Consider the following 17,045-nt stretch of genomic DNA (forward strand, 5'->3'; position numbering starts at 1 on the left):
AAAGGCCATGTTGCAGCCGGGCCCTGTGCGGGCACTGGGGACGATGTCGGGGACCTCGCTGGACGGGGTGGATGCGGCGATGGTCGAGACCGATGGCGAGACGATCTTCGGGTTCGGGCCGACAGCCTATCGCGCCTATCTGCCGGGCGAGCGGGCGGTGTTGGCCGATGCTCTGGGCAAATGGCCGGGCGAGGACCTCGACGAGGCCGAGGCGCTGGTCGAGCGCGCGCATCTGGAGGTGCTGGGCGGCATCGACGACGCCGGGATCGTCGGCTTTCACGGCCAGACGCTGGCGCACGACCCGCGCGGGCGCGGCACCCATCAGCTGGGCCGCGGCACGCGGCTGGCGCAGGCGCTGGACTTGCCGGTGGTCTGGGATTTCCGCAGCGCCGATATCGCGCAGGGGGGCGAGGGGGCGCCGCTGGCGCCGTTCTTTCATTTCGCCTGCGCGCGCTGGATAGAAGCCGATGCGCCGCTGGCATTCCTGAACCTCGGCGGGGTGGGCAACCTGACATGGGTCGATCCCGGCTGCGCGCGCCCCGAGGACGAGGGCGCGCTGCTGGCCTTCGACACCGGGCCCGCGAATGCGCCGATCGACGATGCGGTGCTGGCGCGGACCGGCCAGCCATGCGACCGCGACGGCGCGCTGGCCGGGGCGGGCACGGTAGCGCGGGACATCGTGGAGGCGGTGCTGGCGGGCGCGTGGTTTCGGCGCGCGCCGCCGAAATCGCTGGATCGCGACGCGTTCGCCGCGTTGCAGGGGCAGGTCGCGCATCTGGAGGACGCGGATGCGGTGGCCACGCTGACCGCGGTCGCCGCCGCGTCGGTGGCGCGCGGGGTTCAGGCCTGCCCGGTGGCGCCCGCGCGGCTTCTGGTCGCCGGCGGCGGGCGGCACAACCCGGTGATGATGCGGATGCTGGCCGAGAGCCTCGCCTGTCCGGTGGACCCGGTCGAGGTGGCGGGGCTTGACGGTGACATGCTGGAAGCGCAAGCTTTTGCCCATCTGGCGGTGCGCGTGGCGCGCGGTTTGCCCACGTCCTGCCCCGGCACGACCGGGGTGCGCAGGCCGGTTTCGGGCGGCATAGTCAGCCGTCCGCTGGAGGCGTGATGAATTACGATCTGGATCTGGGTGCGGGGCAGGGCAAGCGGCTTGGGCTGGTTGTCCTGTCGACCGACGAGACGCTGGAATGGGAGGTGCGCGGCACGCTGGCGCGGCACGACCTGAACCTTTTGCACACGCGTATCCCGGCGCGCGCCGACGTGACGCCCGAGGATCTGCGCGCCATGGCGCCAGAGATGACGCGCACCGCGGCGCTGCTGCCGAAGGATCTGTCGGTGGTGGGGTACGGCTGCACCTCGGCCAGTGCGATCATCGGCCCCGAAGAGGTGAGCCGACGCATCCAGGAGGTGCATCCGCGCACGCCGGTCACCAATCCGTTGAGCGGGGTAATCGCGGCGCTGCGGGCGCTGGGGGCGGCCCGCGTGGCGATGGTGACGCCCTACGTGAAGGAGGTGAGCGCGCCGATGCGCGACGCGCTGGCAGCACATGGCATCGAGGTGGTCAGCGCCGTCAGTTTCGATCAGCACGAGGACTGGACCGTGGCGCGGATCGCCGAGGCCTCGACCCATGCCGCGATGCTGGAGGTCGGCCGCGCCAAGGGGGTCGAGGCGATCTTCACGAGCTGCACCAACCTGCGCACCTTCAACGTGATCGAGCCGGTCGAGGACGCGCTGGGCGTGCCGGTGGTCAGCTCGAACCAGGCGCTGCTATGGGACATGCTGCGGCTGGCGGAGGTGGAGGCGCGCGGCTGGGGGCCGGGACGTCTGTTCGATCTGGAAACACTTGGAGTTGGAGCCCGATGAGCCACAATGACGGCAAGCCCGCGACGATCGCGGCCCAGGCGGCGGGGGCCGTGGACAGTGCCACCGGCGGCGTGGTGCCCGGCATCTCGATGGCCACGACATACGGGCGCGGTCCGGATTACGCGCTGCTGCGCGGGGACAACACCTATGGCCGCGACCACAACGACACCGTGCGCCAGGCCGAGGAGGTGATCCGGCAGCTTGAAGGCGCCGGGGCCAGCCTGCTGTTCCCGTCCGGGATGGCGGCGGTGGCGGCGGTGTTCCGCGCGCTGCCCTCGGGGGCGCGGGTGGTGCTGCAATCGGGGATCTATCACGGCACCGCGGCCTTCGTGCGCGCCTATTGCGTGCGCCGGGCGATCCTGCTCGACGAGGTGGACGCGGCGGATGCGGGGGCGCTTGCCGAGGCGTGCCGGTCCTCGGCCGACATGGTCTGGGTCGAGACGCCGTCGAACCCGTGGCTGAAGACCACCGATATCGCCGCGGCCGCGGGCATGGCGCACAAGGCCGGCGCGGTGCTGGTGGTCGACGGCACCGCCGCGACGCCGGTGCTGACCCGCGCGCTGGCGCTGGGGGCCGACATGGTGATGCAATCGGCGACCAAGGCGCTCAACGGGCATTCGGACGTGCTGGCGGGCGCGCTGTCCTGCCGCGACCCCGGCCAGCCGATGTGGCAGGAGATCGCCCGCGACCGGCATCATGCGGGCGCGATCCTGGGGCCGTTCGAGGCGTGGCTGCTGATGCGCGGGATGCGCACCCTGCCGCTGCGGCTGGAGCGGATGTGCCAGAACGCGCAGAAGGTGGCCGAGTACCTCGACGGGCGCGACGACGTCGCCGCGGTGCTCTATCCCGGGCTGCCCGGGCATGACGGGCACGAGATCGCCAAGCGGCAGATGTGCGGCGGTTACGGCTACCTGCTGTCCGTGCTGGTGACGGGCGACCGCGCGCGGGCGCTCGACGTGGTGGGACGCTTGCGCGTGTTCCACCGGGCGACCTCGCTGGGCGGGGTCGAGAGCCTGGTGGAGCACCGCCAGACCATCGAGCCGCAAAGCGGCATCCCCGACACGCTGCTGCGCCTGTCGATCGGGATCGAGGATGCGGGCGACCTGATCGCCGATCTGGGGCAGGCGCTGGACGGGTAGGGGCGGCGACCGGCCTGTTGCCAACCGTCGCACGAGCAGCGCCAGCGCATGTCCGCGGGCAGGCGACCCGACCGGTTTTCAGCGCACTTTACTCCCGCCACCCCGTCATAGCCGAACTCGATGCGCCAGCGTCACCAAATCGCCTGTCCATCACGCCGAAGGCGTGCAGGTAAAACCTGGCGCACCTCCGGTGCGACGGGGCGGACATGCGCTGGCGCTGCGGCGCGTCGCGGCGCGTATCGCGCCGGGGGTGTCGCATACCACGTCCCCGCCAACCCGATCCCGCGATGCGCCCCGCCCTGGAGCACGATGATGCCAAGACATCGACGCTGTCGGTGCGCATGGCGTGAGACCGTTGACGGCGACGATACGGCACGGCGGATGTCAGGGGACTTGATCGAAAACGGATACTGTCGTATCGTTAACCATTACTTGATTTCATTTTATCAACATTTGCCAGAGGATGATGGCAATGGCAGACCAGCAGATTCCGGAGAGTCCCCCGCAACAGCAAACCCCGTCTAAACATCACCGGCCAAGCTGGTGGCAATGGTTTTTCCTCTACCCGACCTTCGGGATCGCATTGGTGACGGCCGTTCCCGACTGGATGGATCAGGGCCGCGCCATTCTCAAGGATCTCGGGGATCGGACCTTCAAGGAGGCCCAGCAGCAGCAGGAAATGTTCCTGCGCAATGTCGCGGTCGATTCCCAATGTCTCAAGGAGGAGTTCATCCCGGTGACCGTCGGCGATCTGAAGGTCGATCCGGTCCTGTGCGAGGCCACCGGCGACATTCTCGTGAGATACCAGACATCGACCGGAGATTTCCGGATGGTCTGGGTCGATATCCAGCAGCATGTGGAGAAGAAGGTCGCAGCGTCGTCCCGGGGCGCGGCGTTCGCCGGGGTGCCGGGCGGCGCGGCCCCGGCCCGCGACGCGGACCGGGACCAGCCCCGCATGGACCGCATGGACGGGGTGCGCACCGCGCAGGGGTCCGGAAAGGTCGTCTGCGTCAAGCAGGAAGACACGCGAACCCTTCTGCGGCATGTCCGTGACGGCAGTCGATGCTTCGACGAGCGGATCGACACCCTGACGGGATGGCTGAAGTCCCGCACCCCGGTGCCGTGCAGGGTGCGGTGTTGAGGGCGTGCGCGATCCCGGGGCTGGGCGCTGCGCTGTGCGTCGCCTGGGCGGCGGCTGCCATGGCGCAACCGGCAAGCGCCGTGGGGATATTGACGGGCGAGGAACGCGCGCAATACGACGCCTCGCTCGCTTTCTGTCGCGAAGATGCCAACCGCGACAAGATCCGGTGCAAGCGGTTCGAGCGGGCCTATCCCGACGCATTGCCCGCGCGACAGCCCTCGGGCGCGGCTGCGGAGACCGCAACGGCGCAGGAGTGACACCCGCGCGGCCCCGCGCCGATCACGCCACGATATCGAAACTGTCGGTGCGCGCCGCGGCCCAGTACTTGGCGAAGGCGGGATGCGTGACCTCGCCGTTCAGCAACTCGTCGGGTTCGAGCCAGAGATACTGGCTGGCCGCCGAGCGGACCTCGCGGCTGTTGACGCGGATCATCAGGTGATGCGGGGTGAAGTCCTGCGGCGCGCGCAGGCCCGAGGATTCCACCGCCTCCTTCAGCGCGATCATCGTGTTGCGGTGGAAATTGGCGACGCGCTGATACTTTTCGGCGATCACCAGTGCCTTGTAGCGGCCGGGATCCTGCGTGGTCACGCCGGTCGGGCACTTGCCCGAATGGCAGACCTGCGCCTGGATGCAGCCCACGGCGAACATGAAGCCGCGCGCGATGTTGCAGCCATTTGCGCCGAGCGCGAACATCCGGCACATGTCGAACGCGCTGATCAGCTTGCCGGAGGCGACGAGGTGGATCCGGTCGCGCAGCCCCATCCCCACCAGCGTGTTGTGCACCAGCATCAGCCCCTCGCGGATCGGCGCGCCCTTGTGATCGGCGAACTCGGCCGGTGCCGCGCCCGTGCCGCCCTCGGCCCCGTCGATGGTGATGAAATCGGGGGTGATGCCGGTCTGACGGAACGCCTTGGCCATCGCGAAGAATTCCCACGGGTGGCCGACGCAAAGCTTCAGCCCCACGGGCTTGCCGCCCGACAACTCGCGCAGCCGGGCGATGAAGGCGCATAGCCCCTCGGGCGTGGAGAATTCCGAATGGCCGGGCGGGCTGACGCAATCCTCGCCGACCTCGACGCCGCGCGCCTCGGCGATCGCATCGGTCACCTTGGCGCCGGGCAGGATGCCGCCATGGCCGGGTTTGGCGCCCTGGCTCAGCTTGATCTCGATCATCTTGACCTGGTCGTCGGCGGCGGTGGCCGCGAAGCGGTCGGGATCGAACCCGCCGGTCGGCGTGCGGCAGCCGAAATAGCCCGAGCCCACCTGCCAGATCAGGTCGCCGCCATGGATGCGGTGGAAGCGCGAAATCGAGCCCTCGCCGGTGGTATGCGCGAAGCCGCCGATCTTGGCGCCCCAGTTCAGCGACTCGATCGCGTTGGGCGAAAGCGCGCCGTAGGACATGCCCGAGATGTTCAGCGGCGAGCTGTCATAGGGCTGCGTGCAATCCGGCCCGCCGATGCGCACCCGGAAATCGTGGCTGTCGAGATGCGTGGGCGCCATCGAGTGGTTGATCCATTCATGGCCGATCTCGTTGACATTGCGCAGGGTGCCGAACGGGCGCAGCCCCTCGATCCCCTTGGCGCGCCGGTAGACCAGCGCGCGCTGTTCGCGCGAATAGGGCGTTTCCTCGTGGTCGCTTTCGAGGAAATATTGCCGGATCTCGGGGCGGAAATGCTCGAACAGAAAGCGCAGCCGGGCCGAGATCGGGTAGTTGCGGAGCACCGCGCGCTTGGTCTGGAACATGTCGTAGAGGCCGAGGGCCGACACGACCGTCGCGATCGCGGCGAGGACCCCGCCCCAGAACGGCACCCATAGGGCGAGCACCAGCCCGCAGACCACCAGGCCGATGAAGATGAGTAATGGGATGTACCGCAAGAGGCCCCTCCGCTGTCATGCGTGTTCCTGTCACTGTGGCAGAGTGCACCGCGGCCGCGCGAGTCTTTTATTGCCGCTTTTCCGGATCCCCTGCCTGTTCAGTAGTCACGTTCGAAGAACACCCCGACGCCGGTATCGCCCTCGTTCGAGGTGCTGCCGCGCACGGTGACCGACCGGGTGACGTCGTAATTGAGGTTGATCTGCTGGCGTCCGGCGCTGTCGGCGGTGACCTCGGTGTAGATGTCATCGGACAGGTACGCGCCAGCGCTGACCTCGGTGTCGCCCTCCTCGGTCTGCGTGACGTCGAGATCGGCAAGCCCGACGGCGCTGCGCAGCCGGCCCATCAGGTCGTTGTCGGACCGTCCCGTCAGCGTCGAGACCGCCGAGGCCATCTGCGCGGCCTGCAGCGGCGAGATGCTGTCGAGGCCGCGCCCGAAGATCAGCCGCGAGACGACCTCCTCCTGCGGCAGTTCGGGGGTGGATTCGAAGATGATCTCGGGGTCCGAGGCGAGGCCCTCGACGATGATACGAATGGTGGTGTCGGCCGACTGCGTCTCTGCGGCGAAGCGCAGGAACGGGTCGAACGAGCCCCGCATCGTCACCCGTCCCTCGGTCAGCGACAGCCGCTTGCCGAGGATGTCGAAGCGGCCGCGGATCAGCTCGAAGAACCCGTCGGGGGCGACGTCGCGGGTGGTGCCCGCGATGCGCAGCCGTCCGCCGAGTTCGGCGTCGAGCCCGCGTCCGCGCACGAAGATCCGCCGCGGCGCGTTGATCGTGATGTCGAGATCGAACGGGCGCGCGCCGTTGCCGGATCCGGTCTCGATCAGGCCGGCGCGCTGCCGGGTGAGGCGCACGGCGGGCGATTCGTTGACATGCACCAGCCCGGGCAGCGTCACCGAGGCCGGGCTGCCGCCGCCCGAGGGGATGCGCAGGTTGGTCTCGCCAAGGTTGATCGTGCCGCCGATCCGCCCGCCGCCCGTGAGCGGGCCGTCGAGGCTGACGGTGCCGTTGGCGGTGGTGGTGTAGAGCCGCCCGTCGCTGAGCACCAGGTCGGACAGCGCGATGCGCAGCCCGGCCTCGAAACCGGGGGTCAGGGCGATGGGGCCGGTGATCGACAGCCGCCCGCCCTCGCGCATCGCGGCGGTGAAATCGGTCTCGACCCGGGAATTTGCCAGCCGCGCGGTACCGCTGAGATCGTCGATGGCAAAGCCGAGATTAGGCAGCGCGACGGTGGTGCCCTGGGTGGTCACGGTGCCGGTGACCGAGGCGAGCGCCGGCGGGCCCTGCACGCGCAGGTCGTAAGCGGCGGTGCCGCCCAATGCGCGCGGCTGGATCAGCCCGTTGACGAGCGCCAGCGGCAGCCGCCCGGCGGCCGCGAGATCGAGGCGCTGCGCGTAGTCGATCACCTCGCCCGAGAGCGCGGCGGTGGTGCCGCCCGGCCCGGTCGCATCGATGTCGAGCGTGATGCGCCGCGCCTCGGGGCCTTGCAGCCTGACGGTGCCACTGGCCGTGAGCGGCCCGGAGAACCCCGGCGCGAACAGCCCCAGATTGGCGAGCCGCGCGTCGAGGCTGACCGGCCCGCCGGCCCCGTCGCCGCTGGCATCGAGGCGGATTTGTGCCGTTTCGAGGTCGATATTGGTGATCTCGATCCGCTGGGGCGTGCGCCCGGCCTCGGCGGCCAGCGACGCGCGGCCCCCGAGAAGCTGATCGACCTGCGCGATGCCGGTCACGAGGTCGCGGCCTTCGAGGCTGGTGGTCACCGAGAATGCGTTGGCCCCGTCGCGCGCGTCGCCGCTGAGCGACAGGTCGAGGCTGCCGCGCAGTCGTTGCTGCCCGGTGATTGCCGCAAAGCGCGACAGTTCCGCGATGCTTGCGGTCACGTCGCCCGAGGCGGTGAACGCTTCGGGATCGGGCTGCACCGTGCCGGTCACGTCGAGTGTGGCGCCCATCACTTCGGCTGCAAGCCCGGTCGCGGTGATTTCGCCATCGGCCGCGCGGGCCAGCGTGCCCGATGCCGCGGCCGGGCCGTCGAGGCGCGGGTCGATCACCGAAAGCTCGGATATGTCGGCGTCGAAGGTCACCTCGCCGCTTTGTTCGGCGAGGATGCCGGCGCCCGAGGCGGTGACGGTTGCTGCGTCGTAGTTCAGCCGCAGTTCGCGCAGCGTGGTCTCTCGCCCGTCATGGGCGGCGTCGACATGCAGCGTGCCGCGGCCTTCGACGATGCCGTCGACCTGAGGGATGCCGGTCACCAGCCCGTCCGTGCTGGCGTCGATCGTGCCGTCGAACGTGCCCGGCGCCGACCCGTCGCGCGCCATGATCTGCGCCTCGATGCGGCCGTCGAGCGGCCGCCCGGCGATCTCCGCGAAGCGCGAAAGATCCGCGATGCGGGCGGTCAGATCGCCCGAGGCGGCGAGCGCGGCGGGGTCGGGCTGCACGGTGCCGGTGGCGGTGATCTCGGCGCCCATGAGTTGCGCGGCGAGCCCGGCCACCGAGATCTCGCCATCCGCATCGCGGGCCAGCGTGCCCGCGGCGTCGGCCGGGCCCTCGAGGCGCGGATCGATCACCGAAAGATCGGGCACGTTCGCGTCGAAGGTGATCTCGCCGGTTTGTTCCTCGAGAACGCCGCGCCCCGAGGCGGTCGCGCGGGCGGCGTCGTAGTTCAGCCGCAGTTCGCGCAAGATGGTCTCGCGCCCGTCATGCGCGGCATCGACGCGCAGCGTGCCGCGGCCGGCGATGACGCCGTCGACCTGGTCGATGCCGGTGACGACGCCGTCGGTGGTGCCGTCGAAGGTCAGATCGAAGCTTTGCGTCTCGACCACGCCCTCGCCCTCGATCCGGGCGTCGATGCGGCCTTCCAGCGGCTGGCCGGTGATCGCCGCGAAGCGTGCGAGGTCCGCGACCTGCGCGGTGATCCGGCCCGAGGCGGGCAGGCCCTCGGCCTCGGGCGAGAGGGTGGCGGTGCCGGTGATGCGCGCGCCCATCGCCTCTGCCACGAGTTGCGACAGGGTGACGTCGCCGCCGGCCTGCCAGTCGAGTTGCGTGCGGAGATCGACGGGGCCGCTCAGACGGGTGTCGGCGCGGGCCAGATCGTCGAGGGCCGCGGTGACGTCCAGCGTGCCGCGATCGCTGTTGAGCGCGCCCTCGGCGCTGGCGTCGAGATGGGCGTTGCGCAGCCGGAAGCGGTCGATGGTGGTGCCGTCGGTGTCGCGCTTTGCCGCGAGCGACAGCGTGGCGGGGGCGCCGATCAGTGGATCGACCTGCTCGATTCCGAGGGCCAGCCCGTCGGTTCGCGCCTCGAGCGTGAGGTCGAAACTGCCGCCCAGCAGGCTGCCCGACCCGTCGAGCGTGGCCTCTGCCGCGCCGGCGAGGTCCTGGCCGGAGATGGCGGCGAAGCGCGCCAGATCGGGGGCCTCCAGCGTCGCGGTGCCGGAGACGGGAAAGCCGTCGGCAAGTTCGCGGATCTGCCCCTCGGCGGTGAGGGTGGCGGCGCCCGAGACCACGCGCAGCGCGCGCAGCAAGAGCGGCGACCCTTGGGTCCAGTCGAGCGTCGCGCGGCCCGACAACGCGGTGCCCGCGGCCTCGGCCAGCGCCGGGTCGGCGAGATCCAGCCCCGAGACGTCGAACCCGGCCTCTGCGGTGAGCCTGCGCGGGGCATCGCGTGTCAGCGTGCCGCGGCCCGTCAGCGTGGCGCTGTCGAGCGAAAGATCGGGCTGCGACAGCCCGCTGAGCGCGATGCCGGCCTGCCAGTCCTCGCCGGTGGCGGCATCGAAGCTGGCGTCGAGCGTGGCGCGCCCCAGCGTGACGGGCGGGCCGGCGACGGGCAGGCGCACGGGGCCGTCCTCGGCGCCGATCTCGCCGGTGAGTTGGAACCGCGTCGGCCAGCCGGTGGCATCCAGCGCGAGCGTGCCGTCGAGGTCGAGCTGCGCCGCCGAGACGCGCAGCCGGTCGATCTCGAGAGCGCCGTCGCCGCCGCTGCGGCCGGCGACGTCGACCGTGCTCTGGCCGCCGAAGAACGCGCGGTACTCTTCGGTCATCAGCGGTGTGAGGTCGCCGTCGAGCGCGGCGTCGAAGGCGAGCCCGCCGCCATCGGTGCCGGTCAGCGCCACGCGGCCCGTGAGCCGGTCGGTGCCGTCAGTGGCCAGCGCCAGATCGGCGGTGTAATCATCGAGCGGCCCCTCGCCCTGAAGGGTGAGCGCGATGGCCGGGCTGTCGGGCAGGTTCAGCAGCGTCGCCGCGATGCCGCCCGACGCCTCGTCGAGCGTGAGATCGAGCGCCAGCACGCGGCTTTCGTTGTCGAAGCTGGCATCGAGCGTGATCTCGCCGCGCCCGTCGAGGCGCGCCACGTCGATATCCGCGGTGCCTTCGCCGCCGCCCAGCGAGAGGCTGCCTCGCAGGCTGAGGCGGATCTCCTCGCCCAGAATCGGTGCGCCGAGGGTGAGGGTTTCCGCCGACACCTCGCCGATATTGATCGAGACGGGCAGTTCGGGCAGCGAGAAGGGCGTGGCCTCGGCATCCTCGGGGGTGACGGGGGCCTCGCCTTCGGGCAGGCGCGACAGGGTGATCTGGGCCGCGGTCAGGCTGTTGACCTGGACCCGGCCGCGCAGCAGCGCCGTGCGGGTCCAGTCGAGGGCGACGTCGCGCAGTTCCAGCCAGATGCCCTGGTCGTCGGCGATGGTCAGCGTGTCGAGCGTGGCGGTTGACGACAGCGCGCCAGCGAAGCCGGTGATGCGCACCTGCCGCCCGGCGACGGACAGGTTGTCCTCGATCAGCGACTGCAGGTAGCCGCGCCCCTCTCGATCCTCGCCTTCGTCCTGCGCCAGCGCCGGAGAGGTCGCGAGCCCGAGCGCCAGCAGCGCCGGGTATAAAAACCGCATCATGAGTACCCGCATCAAAACGCCTGTCCAATCCCGATATAGATTTCCAGTTGTCCGCCCGCGTCCTCGCCGTCGACCGGCACCGCGACATCGAAGCGGATCGGGCCCACAGGCGTGAAGTAGCGCGCGCCGAGGCCGGCGCCGCTGTGCCATTCGCCCGATCCCGTGCCGAACGCGTCCTGCCCGACAAAGCCGGTATCGGCGAAGGCCACGGCCTGGAGGGTGTCGGTGATCATGCCGCGGACCTCGCCGGAAAACCCGATGAACGAGCGCCCGCCGACCGTCCCGCCCGAGGCGAGATCGACGCCGAGCGACTGGTAGTCCTGGCCGCGCACGGTGCCTGCGCCGCCTGAATAGAAGAGAAAGTCGGCGGGCACGTCCTCGCGCGCGGCGCCGGCGACCGATCCCACTTGCGCGCGCCCCGCGAGGGTGAGGCGTTCGGACTCCCCGAAAGTGACGTAGTCGCGCAGGTCGGCATAGACCCGGCTGCCCGCTCCGCTTTCGTCGAGCCGCAGGAAGGGTGTCACCGTCACGTCGAGATACAGTCCGGATTTCGGATTGAGCGGCTCGTCGCGGCGGTCCCACGTGGCGCGGAGCGGCAGCAGCAGGTGCTGCAATTCGCGGTTGCCGAGGTCGTCGTCGATGTCCGAGTAGCGGTAGCGCAGCCCCGCCTCGGCGGTCAGCTCGTCGGAGAAGCGGTGGGTGAGGCCGCCGCCGATCTCTGCCTTGCGCTCTCGGTAGTCGGGCTCGTCGTTCTGCTCGATGTCGGCGAGCAGGAAGGCGCCGGTTTCGGGCGAGAAGGTGGCAGGCCGGTCGATCCGCGCCCCGAGACGGAAATCCTCGCCGCCCGAATCGCCGGCGATGCCGCCGATCATCGCGTCGAGGCGCAGCCGTTCGGCGCCGCCCAGCAGGTTGCGGTGCAGCCAGAAGCCCGACAGCGTGATCCCTTCGGGCGACGACAGCTCGGCGCCGACGCCGATGCGCCGGGGCTTGGCGTCGGTGACGCGGGTCTGCATGTCGAGCGTGCCGTCGGGATTCGGCGTCTCGGCCTCGCTGATGGTCACCGAGCTGAAGGCGCCGGTGCGGCGCAGGCGGTTGGCCGCGTCCTCGACCTCTTCGGGCGAGAAGGTCTCGCCGCGGGGCAGCCCCGCGATGGCGCGGATGCGGCCCTTTCGCACGGAACTGGGCGTCTCGCCCTGCTCGATCACCAGCTTGCCGAAGCGCAGGCGCGGGCCGGGATCGAGGGTCACCTCGGCCGACAGGCGGTTGCGCGCGTGGTCGGCGATGATCGTCTGCCCCGCGACGCCGGCCTTGGCATGGCCGACATCGCGCCACGCGTCGATGCCGGTGCGGGTGGCGCGGGTGATGAGATCGCCCTTGGCGCGTTTGCGCAGCGCGAAATCCTCGGGCAGTTCGGCACCGCGCGGCAGCGGGGCGACGCTTGCGCGCTCGAACCGGAAGGGGGTGCCGCGGGTGACGATGATGTCGATGCGCTCGATCTCGTCAGGGGCGTCGAGCGGCGGGATCTCGGCGGCCTCGCGCCCGTTGACACGGATGTTCACCACGCCGCCGAAATAGCCCTCGGCATAAAGCACGCCGACCATGCGCGCGTAATCGGCCCGTGCCGCCGCCAGCAGATCCTGCGCGGTTCCGTCGCCCTCGCGCGCGGTGCTGATCACCAGCGAGGCGTCCTGAAGCGTCTGCTCGAAACGGTCCGAGGCGCCGGGGGCGGCGAAGCCCACGGTGACCGCCGCTGCGGGCAGGGTGGCCCAGCCGAGGAATGCCGCCACGCATGCCGCGCGCGTCAGATATGCTGTCTTCACCGGTCGATCATCCTCTGCCCCCCGCGTTTCGTTCTCTATTGCATCACCGGGGCGGAAATTCCAGAGCGGTCTCGCGCGAGACCGCGGGCCGGGCGCGGTCACTCTGCCGGCTGGGCCGCCGTGCCGCCAAGCTCGCCTTCGAGCCTGCGCTCCATCGCGCTGCGCGGGCGGGTGAACCGCGCCAGCAGGTCGAAGAGGATCGGCGTGACCACCAGCATCAGCAGGGTGGCGAGGCTGAGCCCGGCGATGATGACGGTGCCCACGGCGATACGGCTTTCGGCGCCCGCGCCGCTGGCCAGCACCAGCGGCAGCGCCCCCAGCACCGTCGAGATCGCGGTCATCATGATCGGGCGCAGGCGCAGTACCGAGGCCTCGATCACGGCGTCGCGCACCGCCATCCCCTCGTCGCGCAGCTGGTTGGCGAACTCGACGATCAGGATGCCGTTCTTGGAGATCAGCCCGATCAGCAGGATTATGCCGATCTGGCTGTAGACGTTGAGCGACAGCCCCCCCACCGCCATCGCGTAGATCGCGCCGGCCACGCCGATGGGCACCGTCAGCATGATCACCACCGGGTGCAGGAAGCTTTCGAATTGCGCGGCGAGCACGAGGTAGACGATCAGCAGCGCCAGCAGGAAGACCACGCCAAGCCCGCCCGAGGTATCCTTGTAGGTGGCCGACTGCCCGTCATAGCCGAGCTTGGCCTCGGGTGGCAGGATGTCGGCGGCGATCGCCTCGAGCTCGGCCAGCACGTCGCCGAGTTCGGCCTCGGGGCCGAGCGCGCCCGACAGCTGGATCGAGGGCAGGCGGTCGAAGCGGCGCAAAGACGGCGTCGCGGCGTTCTCGTCCAGCGTCACCAGCGCGCCGAGGGGCACGAGGGTTTCGCCGTCGCCGGCGCGGATGAAGATCGATCCGATATCGGTGGGGGTGCGGCGGTCGGCATCCTCGGCCTGAACCAGCACGGGGTATTCGCGGCCGCGGCTGACGAAGGTCGTGACCTCGCGCGAGGCCAGCATGGTCTGCAGCGTGGTCGCGATCACCTCGGCCGAGATGCCCAGATCGTCGGCGCGTTCGCGGTCGATCGCGATGTCGAGCTGGGGCAGGTTTTCCTCGAAATTGATCTCGGGGTTGACCAGCCCCTCGACCTGTTCGGCGCGGGCGAGGAACTCTGTCGCCCAGCCCTCGACGCTGTCGAAATCGGGGCCGCCGATGACCACGCGCACCGGCGTCGAATTGCCGCGCAGCCCGAGCCCCGCCGGGGTCACCGGAAAGCCGCGGGCAATGGTGACGCGGCCCATCTGCGGCGCGATCTCGGCGGTGACGTCCGAAATGGGACGGTCGCGGTCTTCCCACGGGGCGAGGCGGAAGACCACGAAGGACCGCCATGCGCGGCCGCCCCAGCCGGTGAAGGTGAAGACCGTCTCGATCTCGCCTGAATCGACCATCGGTTGCAGGATCTCCTCGACCTGACGGGCGGCCATGTCGGAATGCGGCACGGTGGATCCCTGGGGGGCTGTCAGCGGCACGAAGCCCACCCCGCGATCCTCGCGCGGGGCCAGTTCGCGCGGCAGGGTGTCGTAGAAGAGCGCCGCGCCGGCGGTGATCGCCAGCGCCAGCGGCAGCACGACAATCGGCATGCCGATGGCGCGGGTCAGCAAGGCCCGGTAGGCGCGCTGGTAGAAAGGCGGGTGCCGGAGCGTGTCATCCGCGCGCGGCGCGCGCGCGCCGAGCACCTTGGAGGCGAGCGCGGGGCAGGTGGTCAGCGCCACGAAGGTCGAGATCGCGACCGTGCCGGCCATCACCCAGCCGAATTCCACGAAAAGCCGCCCGACCTGGCCGGGCATGAAGGAAAGCGGCACGAAGACCGCGATCAGCGTGACCGAGGTGGCGATCACCGCGAAGGTCACCTGCCGCGCGCCGCGCACCGAGGCCACGAGCGGCGTCTCGCCCTCCTCGATGCGGCGCTGGATGTTTTCCAGCACCACGATGGCGTCATCGACCACCAGCCCGATGGCCAGCAGCAGCGCCAGCAGCGTCAGCGTATTGAGCGAGAACCCCCACAGCCCGATCAGCAGGAAGCTGCCGATCAGCGCCACCGGGATGGTGATCGCCGGAACCAGCGTGGCGCGCAAGCTGCGCAGGAAGACCACGATCACCGTGATCACCAGACCCAGCGAGATGCAGAGCGCGATCAGCACCTCGCGGATCGAGGCGCCCACGAAAAGCGCGTCATCCGAGCCGACGATGATCTTCATCCCCTCGGGCAGCGTGGGTTCGAGTGCGGCAATCTCGGCCCGGACGGCGCGCGAGATTTCCAGCGTGTTCGACTGGCTCTGGCGCAGGATCCACATGCCCACCGCGTCCTCGCCATTGGTGCGCACCACGGTGTTTTCCTCGGCCACGCCCGGCACCACGCGGGCCACGTCGCCCAGTCGCACCGGGTAGCCCGCCACGCGGTCGAGCACGATGTCGCGGAAATCCTCGACCGATGCCAGCCGGCTGTTGAGGCGCACCGAAAGCTGGCGGTTGAAGGATTCCACCTCGCCCGCGGGCAGTTCGATATTGTTGCGTCTGAGGGCGGCCTCGACATCCGAGACGGTGAGGTTGCGCGCCGCCAGCGCGCGGCGGTCGATCCAGATCCGCACGGCGAATTCGCGCTCGCCCACCAGGTTCACATTGGCCACGCCGTCGATCGTCGCGATGCGGTCGATGACAAGGCGGTCGACGTAATCGGTGATCTCGGCGGTGCTCATCCGGTCCGAGGTGACGGCGACGCGCATCACCGGGTCGGCGTCGGCATCGGACTTGACGACCTCGGGCTGGTCGGCCTCTTCGGGCAGGTCGCCGCGCACCCGGCCGACGGCGTCCCGCACGTCGTTGGCGGCGACATCGACATCGACGCCGGTCTCGAATTCGATGGTGACGCGCGACCGGCCCTGGCGGCTTTCGGAACTGATCGTGCGGATGCCCGCGATGGTGGCGACGGCGCCCTCGATCGTTTCCGTGAGGTCGGTGTCGATCACCTCGGGCGCGGCGCCGCGATAGGTGGTGGTGACGGTCACCACCGCGTTGTCGACGTCGGGCAATTCGCGCACCGGCAGGTCGCGCAGGGCCGCCAGACCGAAGATCACGATCAGCAGGCTTGCCACCGCCGCCAGCACCGGGCGGCGGACCGACAGTTCCGACAGCGTCATGACGGCTGCTCGGCGCGGGATGCGGCGTCGGCGGTCGCGGCGTCCTCGGTCGAAAGGATGTTGAGCGGGGTGCCGTCGCGGACCCGCTGCAGGCCGCGGATGATCACCGCCTCGCCCTCTTGCAAGCCGGTCAGCACGGCGATGCGCCCGTCGCGGCGCTGCCCGGTTTGAACCGTGCGGCGGCGCGCGGTGCCGTCATCGGCGACGAAGACGTAGGTTTCCGCCGCCTGGAAGACGATCGCCTCTTCGGGCACCGTCAGGCGGTCATCCTCCGAGAGCACCAGCGTCAGCGACAGGAACATCCCCGCCGGCAGCGTGCTGTCGGGATTGGGGATCACGGCACGGGTGCGGAAGGCGCGGCTGACCGGGTCGATCCGGCTGTCGACGGCGGTGACGGTGCCCTCGAACGCGCGGCCGGGAAAGGCGGCGCTTTGCGCGGTCACGCCCTGGCCGCGGCGGACCTGCGCGAAGACTGTCTCGGGCAGCGAGAACTCGACCTCGACTTCTGTCAGGTCGTCGAGCCGGGTCAGCACCTGCCCGTCCGAGACGCGCGCGCCGACATCGTAATTGGTCAGCCCCACGACGCCCGCGAAGGGCGCGGTGATGCGGCGATCCTCGAGCCGGCGGCGGGCGCGTTCCATGTCGGCCTGCGCCTCGGCCAGCCGGGCGGTGGCGTCCTCGAACGCGGCCTGCGAGACCGCGTTGGTGCCGCGCAGCGTGCGGATGCGGTCGAGCGTCTGGCGTTGTTCCGTCAGCACCGCTTCGGCCTCATCGAGATCCGCGCGCTCGATCGTGTCGTCGAGCCGCGCCAGCACCGCGCCGGCGTCGACGGGCGTGCCGGGGGTGATCGTCAGTTCCACGAGACGACCGTCCACCTCCGGCACGATGGCGACGGACTTGACCGCGCGCGTGGTGCCCACGGCCTCGACCGTGCGGCGCAGCGTGCGGATCTCGGCGCGGGCCAGTTCCACCGTGACGGGACGCGGGCCGCCTTCGTCCTCTTCGGTGGCGATCTGCGGGGCAAGGAATGTCCGGTAGCCTTGGTAGCCGCCATAGGCCAGACCGCCGAGCACGCACAGGATCACAAGCTGCTTGAGAATGGACATCGGTGCGGCGCCTTTTTCGACTGTGTCGATATC

The 17,045-nt window shown here is 70.2% G+C and carries 10 protein-coding genes; 5 read left to right on the forward strand and 5 right to left on the reverse strand.

What is annotated here, in order from left to right:
- The first annotated feature begins 7 nt into the window (after positions 1 to 7).
- The 5 genes from V8324_RS04860 (at position 8) to V8324_RS04880 (ending at position 4,400) form a co-directional block, all read left to right on the forward strand.
- Positions 8 to 1,108 (forward strand): anhydro-N-acetylmuramic acid kinase, encoded by a 1,101-nt coding sequence (locus tag V8324_RS04860; protein ID WP_336418797.1) that lies wholly within the window; start codon positions 8 to 10, stop codon positions 1,106 to 1,108.
- Positions 1,108 to 1,863, forward strand: coding sequence for a maleate cis-trans isomerase family protein (locus tag V8324_RS04865; RefSeq protein ID WP_336418798.1), 756 nt, complete (start codon positions 1,108 to 1,110; stop codon positions 1,861 to 1,863). The genes V8324_RS04860 and V8324_RS04865 overlap by 1 nt, the downstream gene beginning before the upstream one ends.
- Positions 1,860 to 3,002, forward strand: a complete 1,143-nt coding sequence (locus V8324_RS04870; RefSeq protein WP_336418799.1) for a trans-sulfuration enzyme family protein — start codon at positions 1,860 to 1,862, stop codon at positions 3,000 to 3,002. The genes V8324_RS04865 and V8324_RS04870 overlap by 4 nt, the downstream gene beginning before the upstream one ends.
- Before the next feature lie 586 nt (positions 3,003 to 3,588).
- A complete protein-coding gene (locus V8324_RS04875) occupies positions 3,589 to 4,143 on the forward strand; it encodes a hypothetical protein (RefSeq protein ID WP_336418800.1) in 555 nt (184 codons plus the stop codon).
- Between the two features lie 59 nt (positions 4,144 to 4,202).
- Positions 4,203 to 4,400, forward strand: a complete 198-nt coding sequence (locus tag V8324_RS04880) for a hypothetical protein (RefSeq protein ID WP_336418801.1) — start codon at positions 4,203 to 4,205, stop codon at positions 4,398 to 4,400.
- 22 nt (positions 4,401 to 4,422) lie between these two features.
- On the opposite strand, the gene V8324_RS04885 is transcribed toward V8324_RS04880, so the two are convergent.
- From V8324_RS04885 to V8324_RS04905, 5 genes are all read right to left on the reverse strand, one after another.
- A complete protein-coding gene (locus tag V8324_RS04885; RefSeq protein WP_336418802.1) occupies positions 4,423 to 6,015 on the reverse strand; it encodes an FMN-binding glutamate synthase family protein in 1,593 nt (530 codons plus the stop codon).
- 98 nt (positions 6,016 to 6,113) lie between these two features.
- The gene (locus tag V8324_RS04890) at positions 6,114 to 10,904 is read right to left on the reverse strand and encodes a translocation/assembly module TamB domain-containing protein (protein ID WP_336418803.1); all 4,791 of its coding nucleotides are present in this window, start codon (positions 10,902 to 10,904) and stop codon (positions 6,114 to 6,116) included.
- On the reverse strand, positions 10,904 to 12,712 hold the full coding sequence (locus tag V8324_RS04895; RefSeq protein ID WP_336418804.1) for an autotransporter assembly complex protein TamA: 1,809 nt from the start codon (positions 12,710 to 12,712) through the stop codon (positions 10,904 to 10,906). Before V8324_RS04895 ends, V8324_RS04890 begins: the two co-directional genes overlap by 1 nt.
- Positions 12,713 to 12,810: 98 nt before the next feature.
- The gene (locus V8324_RS04900; RefSeq protein ID WP_336418805.1) at positions 12,811 to 15,906 is read right to left on the reverse strand and encodes an efflux RND transporter permease subunit; all 3,096 of its coding nucleotides are present in this window, start codon (positions 15,904 to 15,906) and stop codon (positions 12,811 to 12,813) included.
- Entirely contained in the window at positions 15,903 to 17,012 is a 1,110-nt protein-coding gene (locus V8324_RS04905; RefSeq protein ID WP_336418806.1) for an efflux RND transporter periplasmic adaptor subunit, read from the reverse strand. The genes V8324_RS04900 and V8324_RS04905 overlap by 4 nt, the downstream gene beginning before the upstream one ends.
- Between the last annotated feature and the right edge of the window lie 33 nt (positions 17,013 to 17,045).

Origin of the sequence: Roseovarius sp. D22-M7 (assembly GCF_037083785.1) — a bacterium.
Taxonomy (GTDB): domain Bacteria; phylum Pseudomonadota; class Alphaproteobacteria; order Rhodobacterales; family Rhodobacteraceae; genus Roseovarius.